The 22,309-nt window shown below is 48.7% G+C and carries 22 protein-coding genes, 1 other RNA gene and 1 pseudogene; 10 read left to right on the top strand and 14 right to left on the bottom strand.

Annotated features, from left to right (window positions below):
- Nucleotides 1–57: 57 nt before the first annotated feature.
- From ABNN70_RS13140 to ABNN70_RS13170, 7 genes are all read right to left on the bottom strand, one after another.
- Nucleotides 58–255, bottom strand: coding sequence for a hypothetical protein (locus tag ABNN70_RS13140; RefSeq protein ID WP_353948041.1), 198 nt, complete (start codon nucleotides 253–255; stop codon nucleotides 58–60).
- Between the two features lie 112 nt (nucleotides 256–367).
- Nucleotides 368–1,843 (bottom strand): ATP-dependent RecD-like DNA helicase, encoded by a 1,476-nt coding sequence (locus ABNN70_RS13145; protein WP_353948042.1) that lies wholly within the window; start codon nucleotides 1,841–1,843, stop codon nucleotides 368–370.
- Nucleotides 1,753–2,670, bottom strand: a complete 918-nt coding sequence (locus tag ABNN70_RS13150) for a helix-hairpin-helix domain-containing protein (protein WP_353948043.1) — start codon at nucleotides 2,668–2,670, stop codon at nucleotides 1,753–1,755. Before ABNN70_RS13150 ends, ABNN70_RS13145 begins: the two co-directional genes overlap by 91 nt.
- A gap of 23 nt (nucleotides 2,671–2,693) precedes the next feature.
- On the bottom strand, nucleotides 2,694–3,368 hold the full coding sequence (locus ABNN70_RS13155) for a tetratricopeptide repeat protein (protein WP_353948044.1): 675 nt from the start codon (nucleotides 3,366–3,368) through the stop codon (nucleotides 2,694–2,696).
- 173 nt (nucleotides 3,369–3,541) lie between these two features.
- On the bottom strand, nucleotides 3,542–4,675 hold the full coding sequence (gene mnmA / locus ABNN70_RS13160) for a tRNA 2-thiouridine(34) synthase MnmA (protein ID WP_353948045.1): 1,134 nt from the start codon (nucleotides 4,673–4,675) through the stop codon (nucleotides 3,542–3,544).
- The gene (locus tag ABNN70_RS13165) at nucleotides 4,672–5,838 is read right to left on the bottom strand and encodes a cysteine desulfurase family protein (RefSeq protein ID WP_353948046.1); all 1,167 of its coding nucleotides are present in this window, start codon (nucleotides 5,836–5,838) and stop codon (nucleotides 4,672–4,674) included. The genes mnmA and ABNN70_RS13165 overlap by 4 nt, the downstream gene beginning before the upstream one ends.
- Nucleotides 5,839–5,860: 22 nt before the next feature.
- Nucleotides 5,861–6,283 (bottom strand): Rrf2 family transcriptional regulator, encoded by a 423-nt coding sequence (locus tag ABNN70_RS13170; protein WP_353948047.1) that lies wholly within the window; start codon nucleotides 6,281–6,283, stop codon nucleotides 5,861–5,863.
- Between the two features lie 206 nt (nucleotides 6,284–6,489).
- Between ABNN70_RS13170 and ABNN70_RS13175 the strand changes: the two are divergent.
- Nucleotides 6,490–7,826: pseudogene (locus tag ABNN70_RS13175) on the top strand (replication-associated recombination protein A).
- A gap of 90 nt (nucleotides 7,827–7,916) precedes the next feature.
- A complete protein-coding gene (locus tag ABNN70_RS13180; protein WP_353948048.1) occupies nucleotides 7,917–8,612 on the top strand; it encodes an RsfA family transcriptional regulator in 696 nt (231 codons plus the stop codon).
- Nucleotides 8,613–8,679: 67 nt separating this feature from the next.
- On the opposite strand, the gene ABNN70_RS13185 is transcribed toward ABNN70_RS13180, so the two are convergent.
- From ABNN70_RS13185 to ABNN70_RS13195, 3 genes are read right to left on the bottom strand one after another with little or no spacing between them, the layout of a single operon-like run.
- Complete coding sequence (locus ABNN70_RS13185; RefSeq protein WP_353948049.1) at nucleotides 8,680–9,903, bottom strand: polymer-forming cytoskeletal protein; 1,224 nt, start codon at nucleotides 9,901–9,903, stop codon at nucleotides 8,680–8,682.
- Nucleotides 9,896–10,363, bottom strand: coding sequence for a type II secretion system protein (locus tag ABNN70_RS13190; RefSeq protein WP_353948050.1), 468 nt, complete (start codon nucleotides 10,361–10,363; stop codon nucleotides 9,896–9,898). The genes ABNN70_RS13185 and ABNN70_RS13190 overlap by 8 nt, the downstream gene beginning before the upstream one ends.
- A gap of 20 nt (nucleotides 10,364–10,383) precedes the next feature.
- Nucleotides 10,384–10,800, bottom strand: coding sequence for a prepilin-type N-terminal cleavage/methylation domain-containing protein (locus ABNN70_RS13195; RefSeq protein WP_353948051.1), 417 nt, complete (start codon nucleotides 10,798–10,800; stop codon nucleotides 10,384–10,386).
- Nucleotides 10,801–10,916: 116 nt separating this feature from the next.
- Here ABNN70_RS13195 and ABNN70_RS13200 point away from each other — a divergent pair, with 116 nt between their 5' ends.
- Genes ABNN70_RS13200 through ABNN70_RS13235 form a run of 8 tightly spaced genes read left to right on the top strand, consistent with a single transcriptional unit; the run spans nucleotide 10,917 to nucleotide 18,073 of the window.
- Nucleotides 10,917–12,581, top strand: a complete 1,665-nt coding sequence (locus tag ABNN70_RS13200; protein ID WP_129928273.1) for a GspE/PulE family protein — start codon at nucleotides 10,917–10,919, stop codon at nucleotides 12,579–12,581.
- 41 nt (nucleotides 12,582–12,622) lie between these two features.
- Nucleotides 12,623–13,657 carry a type IV pilus twitching motility protein PilT gene (locus ABNN70_RS13205; RefSeq protein WP_129928272.1) on the top strand — a complete coding sequence of 345 codons (1,035 nt, stop codon included), beginning with the start codon at nucleotides 12,623–12,625 and terminating at the stop codon, nucleotides 13,655–13,657.
- Nucleotides 13,658–13,663: 6 nt separating this feature from the next.
- Nucleotides 13,664–14,872 (top strand): type II secretion system F family protein, encoded by a 1,209-nt coding sequence (locus ABNN70_RS13210; RefSeq protein ID WP_129928271.1) that lies wholly within the window; start codon nucleotides 13,664–13,666, stop codon nucleotides 14,870–14,872.
- Nucleotides 14,873–14,888: 16 nt separating this feature from the next.
- Nucleotides 14,889–15,284, top strand: a complete 396-nt coding sequence (locus tag ABNN70_RS13215) for a prepilin-type N-terminal cleavage/methylation domain-containing protein (RefSeq protein ID WP_353948052.1) — start codon at nucleotides 14,889–14,891, stop codon at nucleotides 15,282–15,284.
- Between the two features lie 19 nt (nucleotides 15,285–15,303).
- Nucleotides 15,304–16,065: a prepilin peptidase gene (locus ABNN70_RS13220; protein ID WP_353948053.1), complete on the top strand. Its 762-nt coding sequence runs from the start codon at nucleotides 15,304–15,306 to the stop codon at nucleotides 16,063–16,065.
- 18 nt (nucleotides 16,066–16,083) lie between these two features.
- Entirely contained in the window at nucleotides 16,084–17,037 is a 954-nt protein-coding gene (pilM, locus tag ABNN70_RS13225; RefSeq protein ID WP_353948054.1) for a pilus assembly protein PilM, read from the top strand.
- A complete protein-coding gene (locus ABNN70_RS13230) occupies nucleotides 17,034–17,549 on the top strand; it encodes a hypothetical protein (RefSeq protein WP_353948055.1) in 516 nt (171 codons plus the stop codon). Before pilM ends, ABNN70_RS13230 begins: the two co-directional genes overlap by 4 nt.
- Entirely contained in the window at nucleotides 17,546–18,073 is a 528-nt protein-coding gene (locus tag ABNN70_RS13235) for a hypothetical protein (RefSeq protein WP_353948056.1), read from the top strand. The genes ABNN70_RS13230 and ABNN70_RS13235 overlap by 4 nt, the downstream gene beginning before the upstream one ends.
- A gap of 92 nt (nucleotides 18,074–18,165) precedes the next feature.
- On the opposite strand, the gene ssrS is transcribed toward ABNN70_RS13235, so the two are convergent.
- From ssrS to dtd, 4 genes are all read right to left on the bottom strand, one after another.
- A non-coding RNA gene (gene ssrS / locus ABNN70_RS13240) (6S RNA) lies at nucleotides 18,166–18,349 on the bottom strand.
- A gap of 86 nt (nucleotides 18,350–18,435) precedes the next feature.
- Nucleotides 18,436–20,208, bottom strand: coding sequence for an aspartate--tRNA ligase (gene aspS / locus ABNN70_RS13245; RefSeq protein WP_353948057.1), 1,773 nt, complete (start codon nucleotides 20,206–20,208; stop codon nucleotides 18,436–18,438).
- A gap of 10 nt (nucleotides 20,209–20,218) precedes the next feature.
- Nucleotides 20,219–21,487 (bottom strand): histidine--tRNA ligase, encoded by a 1,269-nt coding sequence (hisS, locus tag ABNN70_RS13250; protein ID WP_129928264.1) that lies wholly within the window; start codon nucleotides 21,485–21,487, stop codon nucleotides 20,219–20,221.
- Nucleotides 21,488–21,859: 372 nt separating this feature from the next.
- Entirely contained in the window at nucleotides 21,860–22,309 is a 450-nt protein-coding gene (dtd, locus tag ABNN70_RS13255; protein ID WP_353948058.1) for a D-aminoacyl-tRNA deacylase, read from the bottom strand.

Below are 22,309 nucleotides of genomic sequence, written 5' to 3' on the forward strand. Positions count from 1 at the left end.
ATGCCTAGTCTTGCCCACACCTGTTCAAATCATGTGATCACGGGATACTCCGGACAATCAGAAACCGTTCGCTTTAGCTTCCCGTTCAGACACGTCAAAAAGATCGTCGAGTGTTGTCAGACTTCCATCCTCTTCCACCTGACTGAGTGACAGTCTCCCGTCCTCCAATGATAATTCAATAAAACAATTCCAGCAGTAATAATCCTTTGCACTCAGTTTACCTATATTTTTGCTTGCACAATTCGGACATTTCATCTACTTTCACCTCATCAGATACGGATAAATGACACAGGACATTTATCCGCTGCAGTTACTCGCATCCATGTCCAGATTTTATGAATTTTATACCTCTGACATCTCACTTTTCTCAGCTGTCATCAGAAAGAGAGAGTGGCCCGGCATCGGGCAGGCTCATCCGCTCACGAAGTTTAGCAGCCAGATTGGAGTGGCGCCGGTCGACATCGTTACGCTGGACAGCAGTCCTGATCGCTTCCTCATTACCGCAGATCATCAGATACTCTTTGCTGCGTGTGACAGCCGTATAAATCAGATTGCGTTTCAGCATCCGGTGATAGCCCTTAACCACCGGAAGAATGACAATCGGAAATTCGCTGCCCTGGGCTTTATGTATGGAACAGCAATAAGCAAGTGTCAGTTGATTTAAATCATGCCGGAGATATTTGACTTCAATACCGTCAAAAGAAACGATGACGGTGTCTTCGTTATCTGTCGTCTCTTTTGCCCGGAGTATCGATATAATCTCACCAATATCGCCGTTAAAAACCTGGTCATCAGGATTATTCATCAGCTGCAGCACTTTATCATGAACCCGGAATATGTGATCACCGAACGTCAGACCGCGTTTCTGATCAGAAGGCGGATTAAAAAGTTCCTGCAGTCTTTCGTTCAGTTTCTCGATCCCGGCATTTCCCCGGTATATGGGTGCAAGAACCTGGATGTCCTTCGGCTGATAACCCTTCTTCTCTGCGCCTTTTGCAATCTGGCAGACGGCTTCGGTGACCTGTGCCTGATGGCAATGGAAAAATCGCCGGTCATCACGTTTAGCTGTAAGATCCTTTAACTGTCCCTCTTTTATTTGGTGAGCCAGTTCGATAATTGAGGAGCCTTTAGCCTGCCGGAAAATATCCGTCAGCCGGACAACCGGTATGACGCCGGACTGGATCAGATCCGCCAGTACCTGACCCGGGCCGACTGATGGCAGCTGATCTTCATCGCCTACAATCACCATTTTCATGTCATCAGGAAGCGATTTGAGCAGCTGATTGGCAAGCCAGATGTCTACCATCGACATTTCATCAACAATGATCAGTTTGCCCTCAACCGGATCATCCTGATCATGTGCATAATTTGCTCCTCCCGTCCATCCGAGCAATCGGTGTATGGTCACGGCCGGAAGTCCCGTAGACTCTTTCATTCGTTTGGCTGCCCGTCCGGTAGGGGCAACGAGCAGAATGGGGTAAGGGTGTTCACTGTCGTAATCTTTCACTTCAAGTGAAAGACTGTTCAGCTCCGCATAGACCTCCACAATACCGTGAATGACGGTGGTTTTCCCCGTCCCCGGGCCCCCTGTCAGAACCATCAGAGGCGACCGGATCGCCTGGCGGATCGCCTTCTGCTGACTGTCGGCATACTGCATCGACAACCTGTCCTCCACTTTTCCGAGCGCTTCCATAAATTCAGCTTCGGAGTACTCCTCTTCCTCGGAGCCCTCCGTCAGTCTTTGAATACTGGTCACAATGCCCTTCTCTGCATAGTACAGTTCCGGCAGATAAACATCGTTACCCTCACGGACAATTTTCCCATCATCTTCCAGCTGATCCATTTCCCGGTTATGTCGTCATCGGTTATGTGCAAGTCCGGAGTTGAAAGCAGTTTTTTGGCGGCTTCAATCACTTCATCATGAAGCATAAAAACATGACCGTCATTCATGGCACACTCGTTCAGCCAGTAAAGAATCGCTGCCTGTATTCTTTCCGGGCTGTTGCCGGTGATCCCGAGAGCAGAAGCCAGTTCATCCGCCCGCTGAAAACCAATCCCTTCTATATCCTGGATCAGCTGGTACGGATTATCACGAATCGTCTCGAGTGCCAGATCCCCGTATGTCTGATAAATTTTAGCCGCCAGCTGCGAACCAAACCCGAAATCCGACAGCCCGATCATGATCTTTTCCAGACCTTCATTTTTAATGAGCGTGTCAGCAATAAATTTTGCCTTGTCAGGGTCGAGTTTCGGCACTTCCTGCAGACAGGCGGGATCATTAAGAATCTTCGTTATCGCATGGTCACCAACCGTCCTGACAATGGCTTCAGCCGTTTTCTTACCGATCCCCGGAAAAAGATCCCCTGACAAATACTGAATGATCCCCGTGCGGGATTGCGGGAGTACTTTATGATAGCTGACTGCCTCATACTGCTGCCCGTATCTGGGATGCGTTTTCAGCCGTCCGGAAAACTGATAGGTTTCCTGCAGATGGACAGAGGGAAAATAGCCAACCACTGTAATCTCTTTTCCCTGAATCGGCTCATCTGATTCTATTATTCGAACAATCATAACCGTATAGCCATTATCACTGTTCTGAAAAACAATCCGTACAGGCTCACCTTTAATGGAAATCCCGTCAGAAAATAAATGAAGAGAAGTCTGTTCCATTTCCCCCGCCATCCTTTCTCTGCTTATTTTTCGCTTCTTTCCGGAAATTTCTTTTTCAGCTGCTCGAGCCCATGGGCGGCAAGCAAATGTTTGGAATTCTGCCGGAGTGCCCGCTTAAAATGCAAGCGGGCACCTGCCGGATCATGATGATACATTGCAATCACGCCCAGATTATAGTGAGCGTCGGCATGCCGGGGCACCAGAGTCAGCACCTTTTTGAACTGTTCTTCAGCCGGACCGAGCTGACCAAATTTGGCCAGCATCAGGCCATATTGAAAACGCGCACCGGTGTCCCGGTCATCAAGCTCGACCGCACGCTGGAAGGAGGCCAGTGCCTGACCGGCACGATCAAGATGCATGGCACAAAGCCCGATCATATAAAACAGGTTGCCACTGTTCATGCCGTTTACCTGCGCCTTCTCAAAATGATCGAGCGCTTTTTCATACGCTCCTGATTCTGAAAGCGCATTGCCGTATCCGAACTGTGCCTCCGCGCTGGCAGCGTCCAGCATCAGCGCTTTTTCAAAAAAAGCCTCTGATCGCGCCGGCTGTCCGGCCGTAATCAGCATATTCCCGAAAAGGATATACCCTTCCGGATCATCCGGTTCTGCCGATATGGCCCGATCCAGCACACCGGCAGCTTCAGCGAATTTTTTCGCTCTTATCAGTTTCAACGCTTTTTCAGTTGTTTGCTTCACATAATTCCTCCTCAGTGAAGAAAAGCCCGCCGGCCGGCAAGCCGCCATGCCACAAGAGGTTCATTTTCCCGATACTTTCTCATAGCAGGGCGTCCGGCAGCGGCTGACCCGGGTTATGCTTATCCTATACTAGAATTGTATACCCTCTTAAAATGCAAAAAAAGGGCCCGGCGTTACAGAGTTGCCGAGTCAACAAAGTCTATAGCCGCGTCTGTACCCTGATTCAGAACCGTGCTGATCGTCCCGCCGCCGAGGCATCGATCGTGTTTATAGAGCACAACGGACTGACCGGGCGTAATCGCCCACTCCAGCTGATCAAAGACGACTTCTATCCGGTTATTCTCAAGCAGATGTACCGTCACCGGACGATCTTTCTGGCGATAGCGAAATTTCGCAGTGCAGTGGAACACCTTTTTTTCAGGACTACCGCTGATCCAGTTGACCTTTTCAGCAATCAGCCCCTGAGAAAACAATGCGGGATGATCTGCACCAGGCGCGATATACAGAATATTTTTCGCCACATCTTTTCCGCAGACGAACCACGGACCGCCGGGACCGCCGATACCCAGTCCCTGACGCTGACCATTCGTGTAATACATCAGGCCGTCATGATAGCCCTTAAGTTCGCCGTCTACTGTCCGGATTTCACCGCGATTGGCCGGAAGATAGTGGCTCAGAAATTGTTTAAAATTCCGCTCACCGATAAAACAGATACCGGTACTGTCCTTTTTATCAGCAGTCGCAAGATGATGCTCACGGGCAATTTCCCGAACTTCCGGCTTCTGAAGATCACCCAGAGGAAACATCACTCTTTCAATCTGCTTTTGTGACAGCTGGTTCAGAAAATAAGTCTGATCTTTATTCTGATCCAGCGCGCGCAGCATATAAGTGATCCCGTCACGCCGCTCAACCTGCGCATAATGACCGGTAGCGACAAAGTCCGCCCCGACAGCCAGTGCATGATCGAGGAAAGCTTTAAATTTTATTTCTTTATTGCACATTACATCCGGATTCGGTGTACGCCCTGCCTGATACTCTTCCAGAAAATAAGTAAACACGCGGTCCCAGTACTGCTTTTCAAAGTTTACAGCATAATAGGGCATCCCGATCTGATCGGCGACGCGCACGACATCCTCATAATCTTCAGTTGCTGTGCAGACACCATTTTCATCCGTGTCATCCCAGTTTTTCATAAAAATACCGACCACATCATATCCCTGCTGTTTCAGCAGCAAGGCGGCAACAGAGGAATCCACACCCCCGGACATGCCAACAACGACCCTCGTTTTGCCAGGAGATTTCTTCAACCTGGTTCACCTGCCTTTCGGATATTTACCAGTTCACGCACCGACCGGGCAATGATTTTTCCTGCCCGGACCACTTCCTCCTGAGTCGTTCCGTTTCCAAAACTGATCCTGATTGAGCTGTGGGTTTCAGGTGCGCCGTCTCCAAACATTGCTGTCAGGACATGTGAGGGTTCAATGGATCCTGCTGTACATGCAGAACCACTCGATACAGCCACGCCTTCCAAATCAAGTTTGGTCAAAAGCGTCTCAACATTGATCCCGGGAAAATACAGATTCAGAATCTGAGGCAGAAAATGTTCAGAATTTCCGTTAATATGAAAATCAACACGGGCTTCGCGCAAGGTATCCAGCATTGCCCTGCGCAGGCTCAGATACTTATCAATCCGCTCTCTGATATGATCACGAACGAGATCAACGGCCAGACCCAGGCCGGCGATTGCCGGTACATTCTGCGTTCCGGCACGACGCTTGTGCTCCTGATCTCCGCCATGCGCAATCGCCTCCAGACGGACGCCGTCACGGACAAACAAAAAACCGATCCCCTTTGGTCCGCCAATTTTATGTCCGGCCATAGATAAGAGATCGATCGGCGTATCCTTTACATCTATATCGATGGAGCCGAAAGACTGAACCGCGTCCGTGTGCAGCAGCGTCGGCCTGTCTGCGAGCAAATGTGCTATTTCGCGGATCGGCTGAATGGTTCCAACCTCATTATTTCCGTACATAATTGAAACGAGAATGGTATCATCCCGTAGTTTCTGTTTCAGTTCATCAACAGATATCCGGCCAGTTCGGTCGACATCCAGATAATCCACGTCAAAGCCCTGCTTTTCGAGATATTCACAGGTTCTGAATACCCCATGATGTTCAATCTTCGTTGTAATAATGTGCTTTCCCTTATCACGGTTCGCAAAAGCAGAGCCGATAATCGCCATGTTATCGCCTTCTGTACCACCGCCTGTAAAAACAATTTCACGGCTTCTGGCACCGATATATTTGGCGATAGTGTCTCTGGCGTCGTCGACCACTTTCCGGGCCTGTCTGCCGAATGAATGGATGCTTGACGGATTGCCAATCACCTTTTTATATGTTTCCGCCATGATCTCAAGCACTTCGGGATCAATCAGCGTCGTTGCGGCATGATCGAGATAGATGGGATTCATGCCTGTTCACTCCCTTTAACTTTCAAATGTAGAACATATCCGGATCCTGAACCTGAGGCTCCGTATCATAATGGATCAGATCGTCAAGGGTTGTCCCCTGGAGGACATCCTTTACAGCGTCCCTTATTTTGACCCACAATTCCCGTTTGGCCGGATCATCATCTTCCATGACTTCAACCGGCTGGATCGGACCTTCAAGCACACGGATGATATCGGCAGCTGTGATCTCACCCGGGGTTTTAGCCAGCACATATCCGCCGTAAGCGCCGCGGATACTGCTCACCAGTCCGGCATTACGAAGCGGTGCAACCAGCTGTTCCAGATAGTGCTCTGATAAATTGTGTTCGGTTGCTATAGCTTTCAGAGAGAGCGGTCCCCGACCTTTGTTCTTTGCCAGGGCCATCATAATCGTTAATCCATAACGTCCTTTTGTTGAGATCTTCATCGCAAGACCCCCTTTCGCTCTTCAAACGTATATAAATAAATGCACATCTTCTGTTTATTAATCAGCCGTGATCTCTTATGCTGAGATTCAACGGAACTATGGTAGAATAAATACAGACTCTAAGTTATTATAGACGAAAAACATATTCCTTGCACGCAATCGGACAGAGAATACCAAAAAAATTGAAACATGAAAGGATGACAGGGATGGATTTGTTTGATCTTCCATCCGATGACATAACAACAGGCCGCGGACGCCCCCTCGCCGACAGAATGCGCCCGCAGACTCTTGATGAATTTGTCGGACAGGAACAGATTGTCGGTAAGGGCCGGCTGCTGCGCCGCGCGATACAGGCTGACAAACTGACCCCCATGATTTTCTTCGGCCCCCGGGAACCGGGAAAACCACTCTGGCTCATATTATCGCCCAAACCACGTCTGCATATTTTGAACAGCTGAACGCGGTCACCGCCGGCGTCAGCGATCTGCGGAAGATTATCGCCGGCGCAGAAGAGCGTCTGAAATTCGATCAGCAGCGAACGATTCTTTTTATAGATGAAATTCACCGTTTCAGTAAAAGTCAGCAGGATGCGCTCCTGCCATCGGTTGAAAAAGGGACGGTTATTCTGATCGGAGCGACGACAGAAAGCCCGATGTTTGAGATTAACCCGGCGCTGCTTTCAAGGTCCCGCCTCTTCCGCTTCGTACCCCTGACTCATGATGATATCCGCACCATTCTGCAACACGCACTGACCGATAAAGAACGGGGGTACGGAAACGAAAAGGTAAAAATGGAGCCGGCTGCCATGGACCATCTGGTACGCGTTGCAAATGGCGACAGCCGCACGGCCCTGCATGCGCTGGAACTGGCTGTCCTGACTACTGACCGGGACCAGGACGGCTTCATCCACATTGACCTGCATGTTGCCGAAGAATCGATTCAGGAAAAAGTGCTGCAATATGACAAAAAAGGAGACAATCATTACGACACCGTCTCGGCGTTTATTAAAAGCATGCGCGGGTCGGATCCTGATGCAACGCTCTACTGGCTCGCCAAAATGATTGCGGCAGGTGAAGACCCGAAGTTTATCGCCCGCCGGATCTTTATCCATGCTGCGGAGGACGTCGGCCTGGCCGATCCAAATGCCCTGCTCATTGCCCATGCTGCTGTAAAGGCGGTAACCTTTATCGGACTGCCGGAAGCGCGGATTCCGCTCGCCGAAGCGGCACTCTATATTGCCACAGCTCCGAAAAGCAATGCGGCAGTGGTCGGCATTGATCAGGCACTGGACACGGTGAAAAATGAGAAAACCGGTGAGGTGCCCATACACCTGCGTGATGCCCATTATAAAGGGGCGGCAAAGCTTGGCCATGGAAAAGGCTATTTGTATCCTCATGACTTTGAAGGCGGCTACGTCCCGCAGGATTATCTGCCGGAGCACCTGCGGAACAAACATTTCTATCACCCCAGCCCGCGGGGATATGAGCGCACGATTAATAAACGGCTGGACTATTTCGCACGGCGTGATCACGATCAAAAATAAAAATAACCCGATTCCCGCTGTGTATAAAAATCTCTCACCTTGTCAATCCTTTTTAATAAAACAGCAAGAATGCAAGAAGGAGAGAATGCCATGACAAAAGTGAGACAGGATGCCTGGTCACATGAAGATGATCTGCTTCTGGCAGAAACCGTCCTGCGCCATATCCGGGAGGGAAGCACGCAGCTTGACGCCTTTGAAGAAGTCGGTGATAAACTGAACCGCACGGGCGCCGCCTGCGGCTTTCGCTGGAATGCGATTGTCCGGAGAAAATACGAACAGGCAATAGAAATAGCGAAAAAACAACGCAAACAGAAAAAACGTGCAGAGCAGGGTGCACGGTCACTCCGCCCTGCCCCTGCCTTTCCGGTCATGGAAACGGCTTATCTGCCGGATCCGACCGAGATTCAGCAGCTGCCACCTGCAGAACATGTTGAGGAAAACCCAACTTATGAAAACACAGCGACTTTAAAAACCGGATTGGGTCTATCTGAAGTCATCGCCTACCTGCAGACGCTGCAGCAGGGCAAAACTTCAGACGGCCGTCTGGAACGGGAGAACAGCGCATTGAAGCAGGAAAATGCCAGGCTTCAGCAACGTATCGAAGAACTGGAAAAAGAGGTTGAAACCCTGCAAAGCCGTCAGCAGACCGTTGAAGACGACTACCAGGCACTGATCGGCATCATGGACCGTGCCAGGAAAATGGTTGCTTTTCAGGATCAGGAAGATCATCAGGGTGCAACCTTTAAAATGGATCAGAATGGCAATCTGGAAAAGATCGCGAAGTAATCATGTATATTAAGCTGAAAGAAGGTAAATAACCCTCTTTCAGCTTTTTTTACAATTATTGAGGAGTTTAATTATATTCTGTTTCTTCTGCCGATTCATCGATTTGATTCAGTCCACTGTTCCAGTCAGAAATTTTATGAATAATAATTTTACCATTAGCACTGGTTTTTAATGTTATATCGTGACTTACAACCAGTCCATTATTAAATTGAACTTCTACTTTATTACTGTGCAGATCAACATCATGGTTAACAAAAACTGTGTTATTAAACTGTAATATCTGACCCCAGCCACTACTGTCATTTTTTCTTATTAAATTGTTGCCAACATAAACATATCCGTCCCACGTCGATCCACCTTCATAATTGAAATCCTGTTTTATTACAGTATCCCCTTTTACATGAACGTTTCCACTAATATTTGCAGTCTGATTAATAAAGACATTACGATTAAAATTAATATTACCGGATAAATTCGCGTCATTCTTAATATAAACGTCCCCGCATACCGTAATATTTCCGGATAAATTTACAGTTCCATCTATATAAAGATCACCTTTAATCGTAATATTTCCTGAACCATTGAAATCACCATGTACCATGACATTCTTGTCAAAAACCACATTGTGAGAAATATTGACCGTGTTTACAAAATTTATGTTGTCTGTACAGTGGCTAATACTTTGTGAGGCCTCATTTTTTCTAATGGCATCAGGTAACGGTTCAGCCGATGGCAGGCGAATACGTTTAAAATATTGTTTTATTGAATCGAAATCAACGGATTCATTCGTTGCATCCGGAGGCCCAATTTCGACGTTCTTACCGCGTTTTATCGAACCTCCATAGATCAAACTTTTCCCATTGATTTGATTATCACTGTTGCTGTCTTCAGCAAACAGTATTTTATTCTGAGTGATTACCCGCTGTTCCCCATTTACTCTTCCTGTACTGGTAATTGCAATACGCTTCGTTTGTTTATTCATTTCTGCATCAACACTATAAGAGTAAGGAAACGAGTCATCAGAAGAAACTGACAGATTTTCAATTAAATTCACTTTATCATCAAATTGAATATTCTCACTGATGATGCGCTTAACTTTCCAATTAAATTCCTTCAAACCCATCTCTGCAGCATTGGTTGCCTGTGTGCGGCTAATTTCTTTATTTATCTGTTTGGTGTGGCTGAATGAGACAGTGATCAACAGGAGACCCATAATCGTAAAAAGCGTGGTGACAAGAAGGACGACAAGTAAAACAGATCCTTTTTGCTGTCTGAACCATTTATCAGTCATTTTCAGAGTTCTCCCCCTCACTTTTTCCTGCCCACGGGAAATAGATTGTCGTATGAATACCATAACTCATTTCATTTTTAGAGACGGTATAGTCAAGTCTCAACTCAGAAGTCTCTTTATTTATTTCTATTTCCAATGGTGTTCCGGTATATGTCAGATTTTTATTTGAGATCGGAATCGGAGGACCTGACTCATTTCCATTCGTGTCCAGATATCGGGTTGTGATTACACCTCCGGCAAGTTTAAGTTTAAACGGCTTTTTATCTTTATCATAAAAAGCCTCCGTCAACCGTGTCCGAACCAGATTGGCATCAGCCTGAAGCTCATTCTCGGTTATTGCTCGTGTAGTGGCTTTCTCTCCCGAAAGCCAGATACCAAAAATCAGCGTAAAACAAATGGATGCCAGTGTCAGCACGGCCAGCAGTTCAATTAAGGTGACACCTCTGGAATTGTGGGGCATTTTCCGGTACCTCTCCGTTTCTAATTTGTCGTATAATAGTTATAAAGTTCTATGTAATGATGCTCACGATCATAATACGTACGGACCATGATCATCAGCGGCCTTCCTGGATCAGACTCCGGACTGTCCGGTAATTTTTTGAATGTAAATGTCCGGTAAGCCGAATTTGGCTCCTGTCTGTAATCAATACGGATCCAGCTGTCAGGGACATCCGGATTAAATGGAACTTCTGACGTATTTTGCTCAGGAAGCGGTCCTGCCAGTGTCTCCGACAGCTTCTTCTGAGCCAGCTGCAATGCCGTCTGACGGTCACCGTTCATTGTCGTGAACTGCTGACTCTGGATAAAAACGTAAGCAAATGTGAGAATGACAACACTGAGAAGAGCAATCGAAGCGATAACTTCAATAAGCGTCATTCCATCCTGGTGATGAGCCATTTGACCCATTCCTTTCTGTTTACCTATATACACGTTTTATTTTAAACAGGTTTCTGATAGATTAAAAGAGTTGATTAACTTGGAAAATTAATGATGTTCTTTCGGGAGGATCCATTATGAAGCAGCGCCTACATCGCAGGCTGGGAGAAATCCTCGTAGAATCGGGCCTGATCAGCAGAGATCAGTTAAATAGCACACTGGAGCAGAAAAATGCGTCGCAGAAGCTGGGCAGTGCGCTGATCGAACGCGGGTACATATCGGAGCAGCAGCTCATTGACGTGCTGTCCATGCAACTGAATATGCCGCAGGTTCACCTGAGCAATCTGGTTATTGATCCTGGGACCGCCAATCTGGTCGATCAGGACTTTGCCAGAAGAAGCGAACTGATTCCCTATAAAAAAAGTGATCAGGATCTTTATGTCGCCATGGCAAATCCGCTGGATTACTACGCGATTGAAGATCTGCAGATGATGACCGGTTTCCAGATTCATGTCTCTCTCGCTCTGCCAAGTGAGATTATAAGTACGATTAACCGCGTCTACAACGAAGAAGACTCGGTCAATGAGCTGCTGACCTCAATGAAGTCAAGACAGGTGGAAGAGACCGCTGTGAAGGTTGAAGAAGACGATACGCCGATCATCAAAGTGATCAATAAATGCCTGCTGAGTGCAGTTGAAAATCGGGCCAGCGATGTGCACATTGAGCCGCGCGAATTCAGCGTAGTCGTTCGTTTCCGGATCGACGGCGAGCTCCATACGTACCGCACTTTTCCTAAAGAAATGCTCAGCGTCCTTGTGACCCGAATCAAAGTGATGAGCCAGCTGGATATCACAGAAAAAAGGCTGCCGCAGGACGGACGGGTAAAAGTCAGCATCGGTAAACAGCGGCTGGACCTCCGCGTGTCTACTCTGCCTACACTGTTTGGTGAACGCATCGTCATGCGGCTGCTGAACACGCAGGATCTCCTGCTGAAAATTCCCAACGTCGGGTTCACTGAAGAGCAGGAAACGCTGTTCACGAAAATGATTACCCGGCCGACCGGACTGATTCTGATCACCGGACCGACGGGTTCCGGAAAAACATCGACGTTGTATGCGGCTTTAAATCACCTGAACAGTGAAAGGGAAAACATCATTACCATTGAAGATCCCGTTGAATACCAGATTGAAGGCATTAATCAGATTCAGACCAACGCACCGGTTGGTCTGACATTTGCGAAGGGACTGCGTGCAATCCTCCGTCAGGATCCGAATATCATCATGGTCGGAGAAATCCGTGATTCTGAAACGGCGGAAATCGCCATCCGCGCCAGTCTGACCGGGCATCTGGTCCTGTCAACCCTGCATACAAATGACGTGCCGACCACGATTTACCGTCTGATTGACATGGGTGTAGATCCCTTTCTTGTCGCAGCATCACTGACCGGAGTTGTGGCTCAGCGCCTGGTGCGGCGGATCTGCCATGACTGTGCCAGGGAAACGCAACCTACACCGATTGAACAAGGGCTTTTTAAAAAGGCCGGTATGACCTGTCCGCCCGTCATGATGAAAGGGACCGGCTGCAAATCATGTCATCATACCGGTTACCTCGGACGGACGGCTGTGCATGAAATGCTGGACATAACCAGTCAGATTTCCGAAACCCTGATTAATCACCATACTTTTGGCGACATCCAGAATCTGGTCAAGAATTCAGGAGGTCAATCGATGCTTGAGAATGGACTTCTGAAAGTCAAGAGAGGGATTACAACCGTTGATGAACTGTTAAAAATCATCAGCTGACATTATTTGTCTATTGAGAAAAGATCGGAGCATTTGTTATCATGAAACAATCATTAAAAGAATGGTTAATTGAAGCCTGCTCACGTCGGGCCTCAGATCTGCATGTTTCCGTCGGTATTCCGCCGACTATCCGTCTCAATGGAGAACTGGTTTCACTCGATCTGCCGCCGGTCACACCGTCGGACACCGAATCTGCTGTTCAGAGTCTTCTTGCAGACGATCAGTATCACAAGCTCAGTAAATATGGCGAACTTGACTTTTCCTGCAGTATTCCCGGTCTCTCACGTTTTCGTGTCAATGCGTTCCGCCAGCGTAACTGTTACAGTCTGGCATTTCGGGTGATTCCGCAGCATGTACCGGATCTTACATCTCTTCAGCTCCCGGAAGTCCTCGCGTCACTGTGCCACAGGCCGCACGGACTCTTCCTTGTGACAGGCCCGACAGGAAGCGGGAAATCCACAACACTGGCCGCTCTGGTTGACGATATGAACAAAAACATGCGACGGCATATTATTACCCTGGAGGATCCCATCGAATATTTGCACCGGCATAACAAGTGCATCATCCAGCAACGGGAAATTGGAAACGACACGCAATCATTCTCCAAGGGCCTTCGGTCAGCCCTGCGCGAGGATCCGGATGTGATTCTGGTGGGTGAAATGCGCGACCTTGAAACCATCCGTACGGCACTGACAGCAGCGGAAACCGGACACTTGGTCCTTGCGACGCTCCATACAAATGATGCGATTTCAACGGTTGACCGCATTATCGATGTCTTTCCGCCGGATCAGCAGGGACAGATACGGATTCAGCTGGCAACTGAACTTGTCGCTGTTGTCTCTCAGCACCTCTTTCCGACACCTGATTATTCAGGAAGACGCGTTGCAACGGAAGTGATGATCAATAATAAGGCCATCAGCCACCTGATCCGGGAAAAAAAAATCTATCAGATTCCAAGCGTGATCCAGATGAACCGGTCGGCAGGTATGCAGACCATGGCTTCCTGCATCAAAGACATGCTCGCAAACCGGGCTATTGCCGCCGAATCTGTGGAGAAGTTCTTACTGAAGGAGTAATGGAACATGCCAGTATTTGACTTCATCGCGACGAAGGAAAATGGAAAGACGAAGCGGGGCCGCCTGACTGCAGGAAGCAGGCAGGAAGCACTCGTACAGATTGTCCATCAGGGACTGACCATTCGCTCGGTCAGAGAACACGCTGATTCCATCTGGTACAGGGATCTGTCACTCGGTTCCCGGGTCAGACTGCAGGAAAAGGTGATTTTTCTCCGCCAGTTTGCAACCATCATAAAGGCCGGTGTGACCGTTGCCGATGCGCTGGAGATTCTCCAGGATCAGGAAGAGAAAAACAAGTATTTCAAATCCGTCATTCAGCAAATGGCCTCTGACCTCCGGGAAGGCCGGACCCTGTCTCAGGCCTTTGAAAATCAAAAAAAAGTTTTCAGTCCGATGATCATTCATATGATTCGTGCCGGCGAAGGCAGCGGCCGGCTGGAGGAAAGCCTGGATCATCTGGCCGTCTACTACGAACGCCAGCATCAGTCGCGTCAGAAACTCTCAACAGCGATGGTTTATCCGGTCTTCGTCATGCTGATGTCCGTCGGCGTCGTGATTTTTCTTCTGACCACGATCATACCGATGTTCCAGTCGATGTTTGCCGGACTCGGCGCTCAGGTACCGGCGATTACCCGAATCATTCTTTCCATGAGTAACGGGATAAGAGTCTTTTGGCCCGTGCTTATCTTAGTATCTGCAGGCATTTTTTTACTTTTTTTCCTGTTAAAACGAAATAAATCTAGTAAAATACGACTAGACCGTGCTATACTTAGTGTGCCATTAGTCGGATCTTTGATTTATAAAAATGAGCTGTCCCGCCTGCTGTGGATGCTTGCCCTGCTGCTGTCCAGTTCCGTTCCGGTTATTGACGCGCTGCGTTCGATTGAAAACATCACGTCGAACCTGGCGATCCGGAGGGCCATACATAATGTTGCACAGGCACTTGACTTCGGCCAGCCGCTGTCCGAGGCTTTCAGAAACGAAAGGGTTTTTCCTTCAATCGTCTACCATATGACTGCGATCGGCGAACAGACCGGGATGCTGGATCAGATGCTGAACCACGTGGCCCATTATTATGAGAACGACGTGCAGCAGATGACTGAGCGATTGAAGGCATTGATGGAACCGGCTGTCATGGTATTTCTGGCCGTCATCGTTGGTTTTATTGTTATGGCTATTGTGATACCGATGTTTCAGATTTATCAAAATTTTTGATGAGGGAGAGGAAAAAATGTTAAAAAAACTTAGAGCAAAGTCTAAAGATCAGAAAGGGTTTACCCTTGTCGAGCTGCTGGCTGTCATTGTGATTCTTGCTATCATTGCTGCAATTGCAGTGCCAATCATTACGAATGTTATCAGTGGGCAGCGCGAGAAAGCGAATTATCAGGATGCATTAAATATCATTCATGCCGCAAAACTTTATAATGCTGAAAATCCAGATGACAATTCCCTTACTTACGATGATTTAAAAAAGTATCTGGGCCATGCAAGAGATACTTCTTTTACAGTTTCCGTTACTGACGGCGAATATTCAATTACCGGCCATGCCGGTGTGACTGATGGATCAACAGAACAAGAAATTGTTGCTAAATCTGGTGAAGAAGAGCCGGAATCAACTACTGAATGATTAGGATGTTTATAAAGCTATGTGGATAAGTTTTATTTTTGAAATTTATATCACAATACTTGGTCTTGTCCTCGGTTCTTTTTACAATGTCGTTGGTCTTCGGGTTGCCGAAGGTCAATCGATTATATCGCCGCCTTCACACTGTCCGTCGTGCGGGCGGCGTTTGACTATCCGCGATCTGGTACCGGTCTTTTCCTATATTTTTCTGCGCGGACGGTGCCGGACATGCCATGCGAAGATCTCACCGATCTATCCGGCCATTGAGGCAGCGACAGGTCTGCTGTTCCTGTTCAGCTTCATACAGGCAGCAACGATTGAAGAAATGCTTGCGGGCTGGCTGCTCTCTTCCCTGCTGATGATCGTTCTTGTGACCGACCTGTCGCACATGATCATCCCGGATAAAATTCTGCTGTTCTTTTTCATTCTCTTTAGTGTGTTTCGGAGTGCCTTTCCTGCCACCCCGTGGTGGGATCCCCTGGCCGGTGCCGCAGCCGGATTTGTTCTATTGGCACTGATTGCGCTCATCAGCGGCGGCGGAATGGGCGGCGGTGATGTAAAACTGTTTGCTGTAATGGGGCTTATCATCGGAATAAAACTGATTGTACTCGGCTTTTTCCTGTCGACCTTTTTCGGTGCGCTGCTCGGCGGCCTCGGTCTTTTGACCGGTCTGGTGAAACGGCGCCAGCCGGTGCCTTTCGTCCCTTTTATCACACTTGGGATGCTGACCGCCTTCTTTTTCGGTGACCAGCTGATCGCAGCCTATCTTGACTTAATCTTTTAACATGGGGAATGATGTCTGATGTTTGGAAATCTGTCACAATGGTTTCAGTCCCATGTCCGTGTTGGTCTTACTTTTGCCGACGACAGTCTGCGGCTTGCTCTCCTTAAAGGCGGCACAGGCCATGTGTCGGCTATCCGGACGCAGGAGACTGCTCTGGAACCCGGAATCATCGTTAATGGAATCCTTAAAAATCAGGAAGCCTGTCAGGCAAAACTGAAGGGGCTGGTCCGCAAGCTTAAGGCGAATAGAAAACAGGTGTGCTTTACAATCCCGGATTCACAGCTGATTGTCCGGCAGTTCGAGCTGCCCGGCGTGATGACCGATCAGGATCTGCGAAACTATTTCTTTATCGAAATGGGCAAAAAGATTCAGCTTCCATTTAAAGACCCGATATTCGACTTCCATGTACTGAACAGAGCAGCGGATGGAACGAACGTCGTCCTCTACGCCGCTCCGGAAACCGTTGTCCGCCAGTATGTGCACGTCCTGCGTTCTGCGGGTCTCGAACCAGTTGCGGCGGAATTTAATGCTATTGGTGTTGACCGCTGGATTCACTATATACATAAAGCAGTGCTTCCGGAACACCGGATGTATGCCCGGCTGGAGAAAGCGACACTCAGTGTATCGATTCTGCACAACGACGTCCCTCTTTTTGCCAGACAGGTTCATCTCGGTACCCGCGGAGCAGATTCAGCAGATGAAGCGGCAGATCTGTACGTTCTGAACGCGGTCACGGAAATTGATCGCATGATGAATTTTTATCAATTTTCCATTCAGAAGGGCAGCGGACAGGTGGCAGCCATCTACCTGCTTAATGAAAAGCGTGAGCAGCGTACATTTGGAAAAGTCCTTTCTGATACGGTTCATATTCCTGTTGAACCTGTGCCCGTCGATGATGAAAAAACGGGGCATTCCATCCAGCTGTCCTTCATTCCTGCCATTGGCTCGGCGATGAAGGAGCTTGTCTCATGATTGATATTAACCTTCTTCCCTACGAAAAACGGACGTCCAGGGCATTCATTCGCTTCATCATGGTCTTCGCTGCGGTCTGTGTGATTGCACTGGCTGCTTTATTCTGGTATGCCTGGCAGCTGAACGGTACACTTCAGGATGTCCATCAGCAGGAGTCGATATGGAAAGCACGCACCCTCAAGGAGCAGGACACTTCCGGGACACCAAATGCTGAACAGGCGGTCAGACAGGTCCGGCAAAGTCAGCCGGACGTTTACCATGCGCTGACTTCCCTGAACCAGCGTCTTCCTGATGGCGGAGCGATCCAGAATGTCACTATTGCATCACATAGGATTACGGTCCAAAGTCTGCTGCCTGATTTCCAGGCTGTTGTCCAATTTACGGATCGACTGCGCCGGCAACCGTTTGAGAATGTTGAAACGACACAGATCAGCCAGACCGGTGATCAGAGTGATACAATGCAGGTTACGCTGACGATGAACATCAGTAAAGAAAAGGATCAAAAACCATGAGACAATCAGCTATTGTCACGTGTGCTGCGCTGCTTCTGGTCTGCATGGGCTTCGGATGGTTTTACTTTACAAAAATCATACCGATGAAACAGGAGATCGCGTTCACACAGCAGAACGTTAAAATGTATCAGGATGAAGCCCTGGCGAGGGCAAAGAAAGAGAATAAGGATACAGTTGTCCATGCAGACCGACTGCCGAAGCAGCCGGAAGTAGAATCCTTCTTCTCTGATTTTCAGCAACTGGCCTCTCGGCATCAGGTCGCTGTCGCAACAATCGCCATGACGGACTCTGATGACAGGCAGAATAATGACCCTTCATCGAATGTGACGGGGCAGTCCGTCCTGAAACAGAACAGGTACATGGTCACGATTACGGCGGGGAAACAATCTGATATTGTTGCTTTTCTGGGCGATCTGGAAAAAATGGAGCGCCTGCACACGCTGAGTGATCTCTCACTCCAAAGCAGTCAGGATAACCATTGGCAGGCTACATTCAATCTGACTTTGTATTCATCAGCAAAATAGCATCCGGGTTTTCTCCCGGTTTATTTTTTGCATTGAAAAAGCAGAACCAGGAAAATATCCCGGTTCTGCTCTTTCTTTTGGATATAGAACATGAGAATCCCGAATGTGCCGTTGTGAAGCCGCAGCTTTGAAACCCGCTCGTGAGCAGGTGGGTGTCCTGTTTCACAGTTTACGGGTCCCTTGTGCGGGCATGCGTGACGAGTGAAAACAACGGACTCCCTATAGTTAGATGTTCGGTCAAAACATATCGACGTTCGACTAACACCTCAGGACGCTGTTCAATTTCTAATCTTAGGTTAGCATAAATGTAGCTGTTTATCAAGCATCTGCTTCCTGCCATTCCTGCCAGATCCTGCCACGGGTTATTTCAGCAGTGTGGCAACGTCCAGATGGAGTTCGGCCAGCTGCGCATCGCTGACTGCACTTGGTGCCTTGGTCAACAGATCCGATGCACTGGCTGTTTTCGGGAAAGCAATGGTATCGCGCAGGCTCGAACATCCGGCAAGCAGCATCACGATCCGGTCAATACCGAGCGCCATACCACCATGAGGCGGAGCGCCATATTCGAATGCTTCCATCAGGAAGCCAAACTGTTTCTCGGCGCGCTCTTTTGTAAATCCGAGTACCTTGAACATTTTCTCCTGCATCTCGTGATTACAGATTCTTTCCGATCCGCTGCCCAGCTCGAAACCGTTCAGTACCATATCGTAGGACTGGGCACGTACGCTGCCCGGATCGCTTTCGATCTTGTCCAGATCCTCAAGAACCGGCATCGTGAACGGGTGGTGCTCAGCCACATATCGGTGCTCTTCCTCACTGTAGGAAAGGAGCGGGAATTCCGTCACCCAGAGGAAGTTGAAAGCCGATTCGTCAATCAAGCCGAGTGTCTTGCCCAGGTGAAGCCGGAGGGCGCCAAGACTTTCGGCCACAATTTTTTTCTTGTCTGCGACAAAGAGCAGCAGGTCACCGGGCTCAGCGTTCGTCCGCTTAACAATCCGCTGAGTCAGCGCTTCATCAAAGAACTTGGCAATGGGTCCCTTCATGCCGTTCTCTTCAACCTTAAGCCAGGCCAGCCCTTTTGCCCCATGAGGGGAAACGACATGACGCAGATCTTCATCCACCTGCTTGCGCGAGAAATGCGAAGCCTGTCCTTTGGCGTTGATCGCTTTTACGACGCCACCCTTTTCCTGGACCTCTTTAAACACCTTCAACGTGCTGTCCGCCGCAATATCGGTCAGATCAATCAGCGTTAAGCCAAAACGTGTATCGGGTTTATCGCTGCCGTACAGATCCATTGCCTGGGCATAAGTCAACCGTTTAAACGGACGCGGAATATCAATACCTTTCACTTCTTTTACCAGATTGACCAGCATCTCTTCAATCATATCCTGGAACGGCCTGAGTTCAAAGAAAGACATCTCAATATCAACCTGGGTAAACTCCGGCTGGCGGTCGGCGCGCAGATCCTCATCCCGAAAGCAGCGGGCAATCTGGTAATACTTTTCCATTCCGGAAGCCATCAGCAGCTGTTTAAACAACTGCGGCGACTGCGGCAGGGCATAAAATTCACCCGGATGAACACGGCTGGGTACCAGATAGTCGCGTGCCCCTTCCGGCGTGCTTTTGGTCAGTATCGGGGTTTCAATATCAAGAAAATCTCTGTCATCAAGGAAATGGCGCAGGGACCGGGTGACTTTATTGCGCAGCTTGAAGGTCTCAAGCATTTCCGGCCGGCGCAGATCCAGATAGCGATACCTCAGCCGGACATCTTCAGAAGCCTCGATATGGTCTTCAATCGGAAAGGGCGGCGTTTTTGATTTATTCAGAACATGGATTTCATGAATCATGATTTCAATGTCGCCAGTCTTTATTTTAGGATTCACAGCTTCCGGGGCGCGGGCAGAAACGGTTCCGGTCACTGAAAGGCAATATTCGCTGCGAACTTTATCTGCCGTATTCCATGCTTTCTGAGAAATTTTCGGGTTGAATACAATCTGGACAAAGCCGGATCTGTCACGTAAATCGATAAAGATCACACCGCCCAGATCTCTTCGTTTCTGAACCCATCCGGCAAGGGTCACTGTCTGCCCTGCCTGTTTTGCGGTCAACTTACCGCAATATGCATTCCGATACAATCTCGACACCTCATTTTTTCATTTTCGATTTCATGTAGTCTGCAAGTCTGTCAAAGGCAACTTTCTCCTGAGTCCCGTCGCTCATATGCTTCACAGTAGCCGAATGAGCCTCCAGTTCCTCATCACCGAGTACCACAACAAAGCGGGCATCATCCCTGTCTGCCTGTTTGAACTGTGCTTTAACTTTCCGTTCCATATAGTCTTTATCGGCGCGAAGACCGGCTTCACGGAGCCTGTGCAGCAAAACAGGGGCTTTTTCTTCCGCTTTTTCACCTATGGCAACAATGAACGCATCCAGTCCGTCTTCGGCGCGAGGCGTGATCCCTTCCACTTCCAGCGCAAGCAGGAGACGTTCGATACTCAGAGCGAAACCGACACCGGCCGTTTCCGGACCACCAAGTTCACTGACCAGGCCATTGTACCGGCCGCCTCCGGTCAGGGTACTGATTGCCCCTTTACTGGCACCCATGATTTCAAACGTTGTGTGATTATAATAATCCAGCCCGCGTACCAGCGTCGGATCCAGTTCATAGACAATACCCATTTCATCAAGAATGGATTTAACGCGATTGAAATAATCTCTGGCGTCATCGGTCAGATAATCTATGATCGAAGGGGCAGTAGCCATCAGCGGATGATCATGGTCTTTTTTACAATCAAGAATTCTCAGCGGGTTCTTCTCAAGCCGCGTCTGACAATCTTCGCAGAACTCGCCGATAGATGGTTTAAAATGGTTAATCAGGGCTTTACGGTGCGCTGCGCGGCTTTCCGGATCACCAAGACTGTTCAGAACGAGCTTCAGATTTTTCAGACCCAGCGCGTGATAGAAAGACAGGGCAAGTGCAATGACTTCAGCATCTATAGACGGATCCTTCGAACCCAGAGCTTCGACGCCGAACTGGGTAAACTGCCGTGTCCGCCCGGACTGTGGCCGCTCATAGCGGAACATGGGACCGATATAATACAATTTAGCCGGCCGGTCGGGAAGGCCGTACATTTTATGCTCGACAAATGCGCGGACAACCGATGCTGTCCCTTCAGGACGCAGAGTCAGGCTGCGCCCTCCCCGATCTTTGAAATTATACATTTCCTTCTGTACGATGTCCGTCGTATCCCCGACGCCTCTCTGAAACAGATCTGTCGATTCAAAAAGCGGGGTACGTATTTCTTTATAATGAAATAATGTACAGATCTTTCTAGCGGTTTCTTCAATCTTCTGCCAGATACCTGATTCTTCCGGCAGGACATCGTAGGTCCCTCTCGGAATCTGAATAAGCAAATGACTTCCTCCTTCTGCTTTCTGTGTTCATAAATAATAAAAGTCCCTTGTCCGTTCTGCAGCGGACAAGGGACGAATATGCGTTCGTGGTGCCACCCTTGATTTAAAGCATCACTTGATGCTTCCTCTTAATCCGGTTAACGCCCGGTCAACGAATTCTCCTAATCAGCTGAAAACGGGTTTTCGCTTTTCAGAAAAACGCCTCGGAAGTGTCCTCCTGTATCTGCTCATGCCGGGCGCGCTCTCAGCCTATGGCTCGCCTTCTCTTTGACAGCAGGATCTGCAGAATCTCTTCGTCACTGGTTTTGTCCTTTTATAGTACGTATTCTCTCATAAAATGTCAAGGGATGGCAGAAAAGCCTGCTCTGCCGTTCACTCATGCGGTTTACTCGCTACAATGAGCGTCACCGGTCCGTCATTAAGCAGGGAAACGTCCATCCTGGCACCGAAAACACCCGTTTCAACAGTCAGGCCGTGGGATCTCAGCCGATCATTAAACGCCTCATATAAGGGCCTGGCCTTCTCAGGACGCGCCGCCTGAATAAAACTGGGGCGTCGCCCATGTGAGACGTCACCGTATAAGGTAAACTGGGAAACAGAGAGAATGGCGCCCGACACATCAACCAGCGACCGGTTCATTTTCCCTTCTGCATCTTCAAAAATACGCAGGCCGGCAATCTTGTCGGCGACATAATACACATCTTCCAGGGCATCCCCCTGTCTGATGCCTACAAGCAGCAGGAGTCCGCCGTCAATGCGACCGACCGTCTTCTCTTCGACTTCAACGGAAGCCTTCTTTACGCGCTGCAGAACAACTTTCAC

Source organism: Sporolactobacillus sp. Y61 (assembly GCF_040529185.1).
Taxonomy (GTDB): Bacteria; Bacillota; Bacilli; order Bacillales; family Sporolactobacillaceae; genus Sporolactobacillus.